The organism is Stutzerimonas kunmingensis, from assembly GCF_014764705.1.
In the GTDB taxonomy this organism is placed as follows: domain Bacteria; phylum Pseudomonadota; class Gammaproteobacteria; order Pseudomonadales; family Pseudomonadaceae; genus Stutzerimonas.
The window spans coordinates 23,429-36,310 of sequence record NZ_JACXXG010000037.1; the positions used below are offsets into that span (position 1 = coordinate 23,429).

The following is a 12,882-nucleotide window of genomic DNA, read 5'->3' on the forward strand; positions in this document are numbered from 1 at the left end:
AAGGAATACGCATGAAGCGACTGGCCGGACTTTCGACCCTTGCCCTGATGATCTCTGCAACCAGTGGCTGCGGCTGGCTGTGGGGCGATGATGGATATTTCCGTGACCGCGGTAGTGATTACCTCTCGGCGCGTCAGACCGCACCGATGCAGGTTGCAGTCGATAGCGAGACCCGCCCGCTCGACCCGCTGCTGCCGATTCCGCAGCAGGTTGCTGACAGCACTGGCGTTCCTGGCAAGTACGAAGTGCCGCGCCCTCAGCGTTTGCAGGTGGCGGCAGAGCTCAGTGATTTCAGTGTGCAGTCGTCCGAGGATTCTCGCTGGCTGGTGGCACAGTACACACCGTCACAGGTCTGGACCGCCGCGCGGCAGTTCTTCACCGACAACGGCTTCAGCATTGCTGAAGAGCGCCGCCAGACCGGCGAGTTCACCACGGCCTGGCAAGGCGCCGCGGGGCTGAACGACGCGTTGGTACGCAATCTGGGCATTCAGGATGGCGAAACGCGGGTACGTGTTCGCGTCGAGCCGGGTGTACAGCGCAATACCAGCGAGATCTTCGTGGTCAGCGTCAAGCGTCCAGCCGGCAGCACCGCCGGCGTGGCCTGGCCGGAGATTTCCAGCAACAAGGAACTCGATCGGGTACTGCTCGACGAGTTGCAAGCCAGCCTTACCCAGAGCGCCAAGCAAGGCGGATCGGTATCGTTGCTGGCAGAGCGTGATTTCGATGCGCCGAGTCGGGTGAATCTGACCGAGGACGGTAGCGGCAATCCTCTGTTGCAGCTGGATAGCGATTTCGATCGCGCCTGGTCCAGTATCGGTCGGGCCCTTCAGGCGGCGGACGTACGCGTTGACGATCTGGACCGCAGCCTCGGCGTGTATTACGTGAATCTGAGCGAGCGTGCCGACGATCCGGATGACAAGCCCGGCTTCTTCAGCCGTCTGTTCGGTGGTGCACCGGACAAGGAAGAGATCGAGGCGCGGGCTGAGCGTTATCAGGTACGTCTGACTCGTGTCGGCAATGGCGTTCAGGTCTCGCTCGACAAGAGCGTCGACACCGTCGCACCGGCCGATGTCGCACGCCGGGTGCTCAGTCTGCTCAAGGACAACCTGGGCTAAGCGAGAGCTGCCCTTGCAACACGACACGGATAGGCGAAACCCTCGGTTTCGCCTGTTTCGTTTCTGCCGACCTGCCAACCGCGGAAGTTTCGTATGACCACTCCCACCGCCCTCAGCCTGAAGAAGATCTATTCGGGCAAGGTTCGTGATCTCTACGAGATCGACGACAAACGCATGCTCATGGTCGCCACCGATCGTCTATCGGCGTTCGACGTGATTCTCGCCGAACCGATTCCGGAGAAAGGCAAGATACTCACCGCTATCTCCAACTTCTGGTTCGACAAGCTCAACGGCCTGATCCCCAACCACTTCACCGGTGACAAGGTCGAAGACGTTGTGCCGGCAGCCGAGTTGCCGCTGGTAGAAGGCCGTGCCGTGGTCGCCAAGCGTCTAAAGCCGGTAGCAGTGGAGGCGATTGTGCGTGGCTATATCGTCGGCTCCGGCTGGAAGGAATACCAAAAGAGCGGCACGGTTTGCGGCATCCAGCTCCCGGTTGGTTTGAAAGAAGCTGCCAAGCTGCCGCAGCCGATCTTCACACCTTCGACCAAGGCGGCAGTGGGCGATCACGACGAGAACATCTCGTTCGAGCAGTGCGAGGCTATCATCGGCAAGGAGCTTGCTGCCCAGGTGCGCGACGTATCCATCGCGCTCTATAGCGCGGCAGTCGAGTACGCAGCCACGCGCGGCATCATCATCGCCGACACCAAGTTCGAGTTCGGGCTCGACGATGACGGCACGCTGACCCTGATGGACGAAGTGCTCACTCCTGACTCGAGCCGCTTCTGGCCAGCCGATAGCTACGAGGAAGGCAAGAACCCGCCGAGCTTCGACAAGCAGTTCGTCCGTGACTGGCTCGAATCGACCGGCTGGAACAAGCAGCCGCCGGCTCCAGCTGTTCCGGCCGACGTTGCGCAGCGAACTGCCGACAAGTATCGCGAGGCGCTGACCCGTCTGACGGCCTGACCGAACTGCATGACCAGGCTCGCCCTGCGTCCGCTCATGGTGGGACGCAAGAGACTGAAAACGGTAAAAAATCTATGCAGTTGGGGTTCGACAAACCTGCTCCAGCTGCTATGATGCGCGCCGCTGGAGAGATGCCGGAGTGGCCGAACGGGACGGATTCGAAATCCGTTGTACCCTCGCGGGTACCTAGGGTTCAAATCCCTATCTCTCCGCCACTACTTAATCTGAGAGCCCCGGATTCCGGGGCTTTCTCGTTTCTTGGGTCTGCCTAAGGGTCTTTGACCTACACTGCGGCGTTGGCTTGGCTCTGTTGGTCGTTGCCTCTGCCGCTGCCTTCTTTTTTGAGGTTCCTTAGGATCTGCGACTGGCTGCTTCTTCGCGGCTCCAGTTGAGCGTCTGTCGTGACTGCTTACCACATGGCCACGAACGAGTCTGCCGTGTGACCTGGATGGATCGATTCAATGGATACCGGGTTGGATACCTTCGCGCTGGCGACGGACCGAAGGCGCGCTCGCAAGCCGAGCCGCAAGGAGACCGTCTCGCTAGGAAGACTAGTGAGCGCCACAGGATCATTCTGAGCGGGCTGGGTTCATCGTCCACCCTTTCATCCAAGTCCGGGGGCGCAGATTCGGACGCAACGCCTCGTTCCACGTGTCGCCCCGATAGCGGCGCATCTTCACCGTCTGCCATTTCAGGCCGCGCTCTATCGCCCACTCTAATGCCTGCTTGGTCTGTCCTCCGAGTGTCACGGGCATCTCTGCCGCGCAGATCGCATTTCGCATGTCGCTGCCTCCAAACCGTACTTGGGTGCGGATGATGCTATGTGACCGATCAAGGATCGATAGAAACGCGAAGATAAAAACTCTGCGGTTGTGTTTCACCTATGAAGTAGGCCCGTTTATTACGGGTTTTTGATAATCAATTTCGATGGATACCAGCTTGGATACCTAGCTAGGTACGGCTCGCGGCGAGGCGCTATAGCCTCCGTCGGGCTTGGCGATGTCAGAACAATTAAAAGTATCTACACACTCCAATTCGATGTTAATCGGTTTGTTAACCTGCGCTTGTTAAGCTTTGGCACTGCCCAGCGGTCCGTTACAGAGCGCACTAACTGGCCGATTCCGTGCGTACCAAGCTGCGTACCGCCCACTGCGTACTAATGATGCTACTTATCTGAGCGCTAGTTGCTGGGTGCGTCGAATGCTGGGTTCTCCAAAGCTTGAATGAGTTATGCGTCGAGAAGAGGGCTCGTATATATCGTGGACTGATGCGTCCAGAATACCTCTCCGATAATGGCTATTCCGTGCGCACCATGTTGCGTACTAGCTTTTGCGCACCACCATAGTGTCATCATGGAAGGCCTCTGGATCCTATCCAAAACGTTTACCAAGGACGAATCGCATGTACGACCTGATCGGGGACATTCATGGTTACGCGTCGGCGCTCAAATGCCTCCTACGCAAATTGGGGTATCAGGAGCGGGAAGGCACCTGGCAGCATGTTGAGCGCAAAGTGATTTTCCTCGGCGACTTCGTTGATCGCGGCCCCGAGCAAGTTGAAACCGTCCAGATCGCTCGTCGCATGGTCGAGGCGGGCCACGCGCTGGCTGTCATGGGCAACCATGAATTCAATGCGGTTGCCTGGGCTACGCCTTGTGCTGAACGAACTGGGGAGTTCCTACGCGTTCACTCGGATAAGAATCGCGAGCAGCACGACGCCTTTCTTGTTCAGATCGGCGAGGGCTCCCATCAGCACTTGGACACGATCGAGTGGTTCAAAACGCTGCCCCTTTATCTGGATCTCGGCGGCCTGCGGGTCATTCATGCCTGCTGGCATCCCCGACAGATTGAGGCGCTGGCATCTCACCTGGATGTGCACGCACGGATTCGCTCAGGCTCCTGGTCGGCTGTATGCACCGAGGGCAGTGAAGCCTTTGATGCAGTGGAAACCCTCCTGAAGGGAATGGAGATTCCCTTACCGTCGGGTTTGCATTTCAAGGACAAGTACGGGCACCGGCGCTCCCGTACTCGCACGCGCTGGTGGCATGAGGGCGAGCAGTTGACCTATCGTGACTTGGCGATGGTCCCGCCTTCTATAATCGAGCAGATTCCCCACGAACCCGTGCCGGCCGAACTGCAGCCCGGCTACGACGGCAGCAAGCCGCTGTTCATCGGTCATTACTGGATGAGTGGCACACCCACATTGATGACAGATCAGATCGCATGCCTGGACTACAGCATCGCGGGCCAAGATCCCAGCCGCGCCAAACTCTGTGCGTACCGCTGGAGCGGCGAGGCCAGGCTGTCGGAGAAAAACTTCGCCTGGGTTGGACGCGACGCCTGACAAGTCTTCGTCTTGTTTCACGGCGAGCACTGCCGTAGCAACTCAGTGGTCCGTCGGCTCTTCTCTGGGCTGTCTCGCGTAGATGGTCAGCGTCTTCCTGGTCAATGAAAGGTCCACTCTGGTCAGCTCGAACAGACAGTCGTCAAAGGTCATGGCTGTTAGGAAGTCACCCGTCTCTGGATCGATCAGCGCGGTAATGTCTTGAGGCTGCATTTTTCGTTCGGCGATCCAAGCGGTGCTCTGCTCAAACTTGACCCGAACCTTGATGGTGCCGGTCTCGGAGAAGGTGAGGAAGTATTCCTTGTACCAACGACCCTCGATCTCGTTGTGGTACGAGTCGGCTAGCTCCTTACCGTTGCGGCCGGCAGACAGCTCCACGAACGTTAGAACGTGCGACAGGTCCCGGCCAGCTGTCAGCTCTGGGCCGAACGAGTCTTGCAAGGCTTTGTGCAGTGCCTGGGAGAGCGTGTAGCCGTTCTCCAAGTACGCCACTGCACCTGCAGCGACCCGGTCATACTCGTCGAAGCAGGCATTCTCCACGCAACAGGTGTGCATTGGATCGGCTTCGAACATAGCCCTGGAAATCGTATTGGTTGTAGGCAGGCCGCGCATAGGTGTTCCGTCCGGTGGATGTTTCTGTCATTACAACCGAGGTGCCAGGGGAGGGGAAGGGCCTTTATCGCTCCATCGCTGCTCGTCCGCCAAGTTGCTTTACCTATACAGAAGCATTTCAGCCGGCGCCGCATGTGCGCTCGCCCTTGAGGTATCTCTCGAGCGCCGCATAAGTTTACGTGTGCATCCTGACAGTGTTCATCCACCCGCTGGAGGGGCTTAATGTGCTTCGGCGCTTGCATGCGCATGCGCTCTGTCACACACCGCCGGGTTAAACTCACCGGCTTCGCCGTATCTCCAGGAGCTGTAGCGTGAACACGGAAAACCATTCCCAGACGGCAGCCTTTCTTTGGTCCATTGCCGATCTTTTGCGCGGTGACTTCAAGCAGTCCCAGTACGGCCGCATCATCCTGCCGTTTACCCTGCTGCGCCGGATGGAGTGCGTGCTCGCGCCGACCAAAGATGAGGTGATCAAACAGACCTTCGCACAGGAAGGCCGCCCGGACACCGTGCGCGAGATGATTCTGTTGCGCGCTGCCGGCCAGCAGTTCTTCAACGCCTCGCCGCTGACCCTCGGCACGCTGTCCGACACCCAGACCGCCTTTGATCTGATGAGCTATGTGCAGTCCTTCAGCAAGGACGCCCGCGAGATCTTCGAGCACTTCCACTTTGAAGACTTCGTACAGCAGCTCTCCGCCGCCAACCTGCTGTATCAGGTGGTACAGCGCTTTGCCGCCACCGACCTGAGCCCCGAGCGCATCAGCAACTTCGGCATGGGCATCATCTTCGAAGAGCTGATCCGCAAGTTCGCGGAAAGCTCCAACGAAACCGCCGGGGAGCACTTCACCCCGCGCGATATCGTGCACCTGACCACCTCGTTGGTGATCACCGGGCAGGATGACAAGCTCAAGCCCAACAGCATCATCACCATCTACGACCCGACCGCCGGCACCGGCGGCTTCCTCTCCGAGGGCGACGAGTACATCCAGTCCATCAGCGAAAAGGTCAGCGTGTCGCTGCACGGCCAGGAGCTGAACCCCGAGTCCTACGCTATCTGCAAGGCGGACATGCTGATCAAGGGTCAGGACGTCACCAACATCAAGCTGGGCAACACCCTGTCCAACGACCAACTGGCCGGCCCCGAGTACCGCTTCGACTTCATGCTCAGCAACCCGCCGTTCGGCGTGGAGTGGAAGAAGGTCCAGAAGCAGATCAGCGATGAGCACACTGAAAAGGGCTTCAACGGCCGCTTCGGCCCCGGCCTGCCGCGTGTGTCCGATGGCTCGCTGCTGTTCCTGCTGCACCTGGTCAGCAAGATGCGTGACCCGCGTGAAGGCGGCTCGCGCATCGGCATCATCCTCAACGGCTCGCCGCTGTTTACCGGTGGCGCAGGTTCCGGTGAATCGGAGATTCGCCGCTACCTGCTGCAGAACGATCTGGTCGAAGCCATCATCGCCCTGCCCACCGATATGTTCTACAACACCGGTATCGCCACCTACGTGTGGGTGCTGAGCAACCACAAGGCCGCCGCGCGCCAAGGCAAGGTGCAGTTGATCGACGGCAGCCAGCACTTCGCCAAGATGCGTAAATCGCTGGGCAGCAAGCGCCAGTACCTCACCGAGGAGCAAATTGACGCGCTGGTGCGTCTGTATGGCCGCTTCGAGGAAACTCCGCAGAGCAAGATCTTCCCAGTCGAAGCCTTCGGCTACCGGCGCATCACCGTCGAACGTCCGCTGCGCCTGAACTTCCAGACCAGCGCCGAGCGCATCGAGAAAGTGCTGGAAGAAAAAGCCATCGAGAAGCTGGAAGCCCCGGCACGCCAGCGCCTGACCGAAGCCCTGCAGGCCATGGATGCCAGCGTGCTGCACCGCAACCGCGAGCAGTTCAGCAAGCTGCTGAAAAAGACCCTCAGCGCTCACGACGTATCGCCCAGCACGCCCGAACTGAAGGCCATCCTCAACGCCCTGAGCGAGCGCGACCCCGAGGCGGATATCTGCATGGTCAAAGGCCAGCCGGAAGCCGATGCCGGCCTGCGCGACAACGAGAACGTGCCGCTGGGTGAGTCGGTGTACGACTACTTCGAACGCGAAGTAAAACCCCATGTGCCGGATGCCTGGATCGACGAGAGTAAAACCGATGCGCAGGACGGCGAAGTCGGCGTGGTCGGCTTCGAGATTCCCTTTAACCGCCATTTCTACGTATTCCAGCCGCCGCGCCCGCTGGCCGAGATCGACCGCGACCTGAAAGCCTGCACCGACCGCATCAAACAGATGATAGAAGGACTCTCGGCATGAAAAATTTGTCGGGAGCAAATTTTAACAACGGCGCAGCCGTTGGCCCGCAGGGCGAGGGCAGGGACAGCCCGAGTACGTTTCCGAGTTATCCGGCGTACAAGGATTCCGGGGTTGAGTGGCTGGGGGCTGTTCCGGAGAGCTGGAAAGTATCAGGCATCAAATCTTTTGCTGATCTCATTACAGGCATCACCCCCCCTAGTGATGACTTGGATAATTACGCTGAAGAAGGATGGCCTTGGGTTCGTCCCGAAGACCTTAATGACTCTGGCAAGCCTGTTCGTGCATCTAAATTTTTGACTGACCAAGGTTGGAGGTTCTGTCGCAAGGTACAAGGAGGGTCAACCTTAATCTGCTGCATTGGAACCATTGGGAAGCTTGGCTTTGTTGACTCTGATGTTTGCACCAATCAGCAGATCACAGCGGTTGTTCCGAGAGGAAATGGGAGATTTTTCTTTTATGCAATGCAGGCGTTGAAACCAGCTTTTGATGTTGGCGCCACCGGCAATGTTCTCCGAATCTTAAATTCGGAGCGACTTGGTAATGTGACGATGGTAGTCCCTGATCACAGTGAGGCAGAGTCTATCGCCCGCTTCCTCGACCACGAAATCGCCCGCATCGACGCGCTAATCGAAGAGCAACAGCGCCTGATCGAACTGCTCAAGGAAAAGCGTCAGGCCGTCATCTCCCACGTCGTCACCAAAGGCCTCGACCCGACGGTGCCGATGAAAGACTCCGGTGTGGAGTGGCTGGGCGAGGTGCCGGCGCATTGGGACGTTCTGCGAATAGGTGCCGTTTACTCGGAAACTGCGGATAAGGGGCTCACAGAGCTGCCTGTGTTGCGTGTTTCGATTCATTACGGAGTATCTGATAAAGAGTTATCAGAGGAGGAGGCAGACAGAAAAATCACCCGCATAGATGATCGCGAAAAGTACAAGCGAGTGCGACCTGGGGATCTTGTCTACAACATGATGAGAGCTTGGCAGGGCGGGTTTGGCGCTGTGCTTGTAGATGGTCTTGTTAGCCCAGCATATGTAGTGGCTCGCCCAAAAAATGGAGATATCTCAAGATATGTAGAACAGCTTTTGAGAACGAGTTGTGCTATCGAGGAAATGCGAAAAAACTCTTATGGGATTACAGATTTTCGACTTCGACTTTACTGGGATCAGTTCAAGAATATTTTTATTTCCATCCCGCCAGAGGTTGAAAGGCAGCAGATCATGGAGCGCATTGATTCCTTGATTAACGAGTCAGAGGCTTTGAAAAGTGAAGCAGATCGGCTGATCGTCATTCTCCAAGAACGCCGCTCCGCCCTGATTTCTGCCGCAGTCACGGGCAAAATCGACGTGCGCGGCTGGCAGCCACCGGCCAGTATCCAAGCCCCCGAACCAGCAGTAGCAGAGGCCGTATAAATGGCGGACAGCAAGGAAGCGCAATTCCAGCAGGACATCATCACCGCCATGGTCGCCCAGGGCTGGCTCACCGGCCCGGCCAGTGGTTACGACCGTCGCACGGCGTTGTATACCGAGGACTTTCTCGGTTACTTCAAGGCCGCCTGGCCGGAGCGCTGGGACAAGTTCGCCAAGGCCAACCCGAACGCCCCTGAAACGGTACTGGTGCAGAAGCTGGTGCGCGAGCTGGAACAGGACGGCACCCTGGAGGTGCTACGCCATGGTTTCAAGCTGCCGGGGGTGAAGATCGAGGCGTGCAGCTTCAAGCCCGACCACGGCATGAACCCGGACACCCTCAAGCGCTACCAGTGCAACCGCCTGCGCGTGGTGCCGGAGGTGTCCTATTCGCCGCATTATCGTGAAGGTGAGTACAACCCGCGCCTCGATCTGGTGCTGTTCGTCAACGGAATCCCCGTTGCGACGTTGGAGCTGAAAAGCGAGTTCAAGCAGAGCGTGGAAAACGCCAAGCGCCAGTATCGCTACGACCGTCCGGTGAAAGACCCGCTGACGCGCAAGCCCGAGCCGCTGCTGACCTTCAAGCGCGGCGCGCTGGTGCACTTTGCCGTGAGCCAGGATGAGGTGGCGATGACCACCCAGCTGGCCGGCAAGGACACCTTCTTCCTGCCGTTCAACCTCGGCAGCCTCGACGGCGGCGCCGGCAACCCGCCTGCGCCGGATGACAGCCAGTACGCCACCGGCTACCTGTGGCAGCGCCTGTTCCAGCCGGATGCCTGGCTCAAGGTGCTGGGCCGCTTCCTGCACCTGCAGAAGAGCGTGAAAGAGGATGCCGACGGCAAGCGCGTGACCAAAGAAACCCTGATCTTCCCGCGCTACCACCAGTGGGAAGTGGTGAACAAACTGATTGAAACCACCCGCGCCGAAGGGCCGGGCAAGCGTTACCTGATCCAGCACAGCGCCGGCTCGGGTAAGTCCAACTCGATTGCCTGGACGGCCCATCAGTTGGCCTCGCTCTACGATGCCGAAGGTCAGCGTCTGTTCAACTCGGTGATCGTGATTACCGACCGCACCGTGCTGGACAAACAGCTGCAGGACACCATCTACCAGTTCGAGCATGCCCAGGGCGTGGTCAAGTGCATCACCCGTGATACCGGCAGCCAGAGCAAGTCCGAGCAACTGGCCGAGGCGCTGGCCGAGCAGACGCGCATTATCATCGTCACCATCCAGACCTTTCCGGCGCTGTTCGATGCGCTGGACAAGTACCCCAAGCTGGCCAGCGGCCGTTATGCGGTGATCGCTGACGAGGCGCACTCCTCGCAAACCGGCTCGTCGGCCAGCAAGTTGAAACAGATTCTCGGCAGCGATGCCTTGGATGCAGAGGAAGTCAGCGCCGAAGAGCTGCTCGACGCCGCCGTGCAGGCGCGCCAACCGAATGAGCGCATCAGCTACTACGCCTTTACCGCCACGCCCAAGGCCAAGACCCTGGAGCTGTTTGGCCGCGCACCTGACTCGACCGTGCCGCCGAGCGCCGACAACAAGCCCGAGGCATTCCACCTGTACTCCATGCGCCAGGCCATCGAGGAAGGTTTCATCCTCGATGTGCTGCAGAACTACACCACCTACGGCACTGCCTGGAAGATCGCCCACCCGGACGGCGACGACGAGGAAGTGGACTCGAAGAAGGCGCGCATAAAGCTGGCGCGCTGGGTGCGCCTGCATCCGTACAACATCAGCCAGAAGGTCGAGGTGATCGTCGAGCACTTCCGCGCCAATATCCGTGGCCTGCTGAATGGCCAGGCCAAGGCTATGGTCGTCACCAGCAGCCGTCAGGAGGCGGTGCGTTACCAGTTGGCGGTGAAGGCTTATGTGCAGCAGATGGGTTACAGCGATGTGCACCCGCTGGTGGCGTTCTCCGGCAGCGTGTTACCGGATGAGGTGATCCCCGAAGAGGTGACGGAAAGCAGCAGCCTGCTCAACGCCGGCCTGAATGGCCGCGACCTGGCGCAGGCGTTCGACACCCAGGACTTCAACGTGATGATCGCGGCCAACAAGTACCAGACCGGCTTCGATCAGCCCAAGCTGTGCGCCATGTACGTGGACAAGAAGCTGCAAGGCGTGGACTGCGTGCAGACCCTGTCGCGGCTGAACCGTACCTTCGGTGACAGCAAGCAAACCTTTATCCTCGACTTCTTCAACGAGCCGCAGGACATTCTCGACGCCTTCTTGCCGTACTACACCAAGGCCGAGCTGACCGATGTGACCGACTCGCAGATCATCTATGACCTGCAGAAGAAATTGGATGCCGAGGCTATCTATCACTGGCAGGAGGTCGAGGCGTTCGCCATGGCATTCTTCGACCCCAAGGCGGCGGCCAGCAAGCTGAGTTACTACTGCACACCGGCCAAGGAGCGCTTTGCCAAGCGTTATGCCTTCTCCGTGGAGTCGCGCCAGCAGGCGCTGGATTACAAGCGCACCGCTGAAGCCAATGGCGATAGCGCAGGGCTGAAAAAAGCCGAGCACGCGCTGAAAGAGGCCGGCGAGCAGGTGGACCAGCTCGACCTGTTCCGCAAAAACCTGCAGAGCTTTGTGCGCCTGTACGAGTTTCTCTCGCAAATCGTGCCTTATGAGGACCGCGAGCTGCAGCAGCTCTGCGTGTACGCCAAGCACCTGCACCCGTTGCTGCGCGTGGATCGCCTGCAGCAAGACGACGTGGACGTGGGCGAGCTGCAACTGAGCCACTACCGCCTGAGCAAGCGCGCCGAGCATCAATTGCGCCTCAGCGAGGAAGACGGCGAATACACCCTCAAACCCGGCAGCGATGTGGGCAGTGGTAAGCCGCACGACCCGGAGAAGAAGCGTTTGTCGGAAATCATCGAGGCGTTGAACGATATCTTCGGGGCCGAGGTGAGCGATGACGACCAGCTGCAGTTCCTCACCGGCATCGCCCAGCGCATCAGCCGTCAGGAAGATGTAATGGCTCAGGTGAACAACCACTCGGTGGAGCAAGTGATGCACGGCCTGTTCCCCAAGCGCGTGCTCGACACCGTGCTGGACGCCATGACCGACCACGAGAAGCTATCGCTGGAAGTGCTGGATAACGAGACCAAGAGCCGGGCGTTTGCGCTGGTGATCTACAAAATGCTCGTTGGGAGTTTCAGCGGGCAAGGCAAGGCGGTTTAGGCGCCTGGAAGAGCTTGGCTAGATCACTGTCGATACCCAGGCAGCATTGAGTCGCGACACGATAATGAGCGCCCCCTGCTGACTTGGGGGCGGAAAACAACGAAGAGAACCGCCGGCGATTGCTGGCAAGGAGAGAGTTCATGTCTGCGATCATCAGCCCATGCGGCAAGTTTCGGTATCGCCTCGAGCGGGACGTTCAGCCAGAAGGAAAAGTATTTGCGTTCTTTGGGGTCAATCCATCGACCGCCGATGCGAGTCTGGATGATGCGACTGTCCGCAAATGGATTGGTTTTTCAAAAGTCAATGGTGCTCGCCGTTTCTTGGTGGGTAACGTCTTTGCCTACCGCTCGACCGATGTGAAAGCGCTTCGCACCGTGGTTGATCCGGTAGGGGCGGAGAATGCCTCGCATCTGCTATCGATTGCGGCCGATGCAGACGTGCTCATCCCCTGTTGGGGCGCGCGAGGAAAAATACCCAAAGAACTCCACGCGCACCTAGAAAACACCCTCGCTCTGCTCCACGGATCAGGGAAGCCGGTTCTGACATTCGGGCTGTCCAAGTCCGGCGACCCGCTGCATCCGTTGACGCTCGCGTATGCTACCCCTCTCGTTCCTCTATCTATTTAGACCGAGTCGTTGGCTATTGCCATTTGTGGACTCGTTAACCAACATCGAAACAATCGACTGCACCACCTGCCCCTGCTCACTGCGCTCGAACGGCGCCATCTGTAGGATGGCTTGTTCCAGCGGTACTCCAAAAGAGCGAAATCCAAGTAGGACCTTTTCAGAAATTGGATTTTTTCTAATGTTCAAGGCTCTGGCGTCGAGATTTTCAATCCAGACTGCGGATTCCACGCTGACTCGGACACCCATTCCACGCACATCCGGACAGTGATTCCACGCTGATCCGGACACTCATTCCACGCGCATCCGGACACCGATTCCACGGCCATCCGGACACTTTCCAGGC

General features: G+C 58.7%; 9 protein-coding genes and 1 tRNA gene. 8 read left to right on the forward strand and 2 right to left on the reverse strand.

All coding sequences use genetic code 11. The annotated features are described in order from the left end of the window. The first annotated feature begins 11 nt into the window (after positions 1-11). The 3 genes from bamC (at position 12) to IEG05_RS19985 (ending at position 2,293) form a co-directional block, all read left to right on the forward strand. Positions 12-1,115 carry an outer membrane protein assembly factor BamC gene (gene bamC, locus IEG05_RS19975; RefSeq protein ID WP_046618774.1) on the forward strand — a complete coding sequence of 368 codons (1,104 nt, stop codon included), beginning with the start codon at positions 12-14 and terminating at the stop codon, positions 1,113-1,115. Between the two features lie 93 nt (positions 1,116-1,208). Beyond that, positions 1,209-2,078 carry a phosphoribosylaminoimidazolesuccinocarboxamide synthase gene (locus IEG05_RS19980; protein WP_041014603.1) on the forward strand — a complete coding sequence of 290 codons (870 nt, stop codon included), beginning with the start codon at positions 1,209-1,211 and terminating at the stop codon, positions 2,076-2,078. A 125-nt stretch (positions 2,079-2,203) separates the two neighbouring features. After that, positions 2,204-2,293: transfer RNA gene (locus IEG05_RS19985), tRNA-Ser, on the forward strand. 354 nt (positions 2,294-2,647) lie between these two features. Here the strand turns inward: IEG05_RS19985 and IEG05_RS19990 are convergent. Continuing rightward, positions 2,648-2,860, reverse strand: a complete 213-nt coding sequence (locus tag IEG05_RS19990; RefSeq protein ID WP_191122624.1) for a hypothetical protein — start codon at positions 2,858-2,860, stop codon at positions 2,648-2,650. A 619-nt stretch (positions 2,861-3,479) separates the two neighbouring features. Here IEG05_RS19990 and IEG05_RS19995 point away from each other — a divergent pair. Next, the gene (locus IEG05_RS19995; protein ID WP_191122617.1) at positions 3,480-4,421 is read left to right on the forward strand and encodes a metallophosphoesterase; all 942 of its coding nucleotides are present in this window, start codon (positions 3,480-3,482) and stop codon (positions 4,419-4,421) included. Positions 4,422-4,463: 42 nt separating this feature from the next. On the opposite strand, the gene IEG05_RS20000 is transcribed toward IEG05_RS19995, so the two are convergent. Continuing rightward, the gene (locus IEG05_RS20000; RefSeq protein ID WP_191122618.1) at positions 4,464-5,033 is read right to left on the reverse strand and encodes a hypothetical protein; all 570 of its coding nucleotides are present in this window, start codon (positions 5,031-5,033) and stop codon (positions 4,464-4,466) included. A 311-nt stretch (positions 5,034-5,344) separates the two neighbouring features. On the opposite strand from IEG05_RS20000, the gene IEG05_RS20005 reads away from it, so the two are divergent. The 4 genes from IEG05_RS20005 to IEG05_RS20020 all read left to right on the forward strand — a co-directional run bounded on the left by IEG05_RS20005 (position 5,345) and on the right by IEG05_RS20020 (position 12,539). Then, entirely contained in the window at positions 5,345-7,327 is a 1,983-nt protein-coding gene (locus tag IEG05_RS20005) for an N-6 DNA methylase (RefSeq protein WP_191122619.1), read from the forward strand. Then, positions 7,324-8,736 carry a restriction endonuclease subunit S gene (locus tag IEG05_RS20010; RefSeq protein WP_191122620.1) on the forward strand — a complete coding sequence of 471 codons (1,413 nt, stop codon included), beginning with the start codon at positions 7,324-7,326 and terminating at the stop codon, positions 8,734-8,736. The genes IEG05_RS20005 and IEG05_RS20010 overlap by 4 nt, the downstream gene beginning before the upstream one ends. Beyond that, entirely contained in the window at positions 8,737-11,913 is a 3,177-nt protein-coding gene (locus IEG05_RS20015; protein WP_191122621.1) for a type I restriction endonuclease subunit R, read from the forward strand. Positions 11,914-12,053: 140 nt separating this feature from the next. Continuing rightward, positions 12,054-12,539: a DUF1643 domain-containing protein gene (locus tag IEG05_RS20020; protein WP_191122622.1), complete on the forward strand. Its 486-nt coding sequence runs from the start codon at positions 12,054-12,056 to the stop codon at positions 12,537-12,539. The last annotated feature ends 343 nt before the right edge of the window (positions 12,540-12,882 follow it).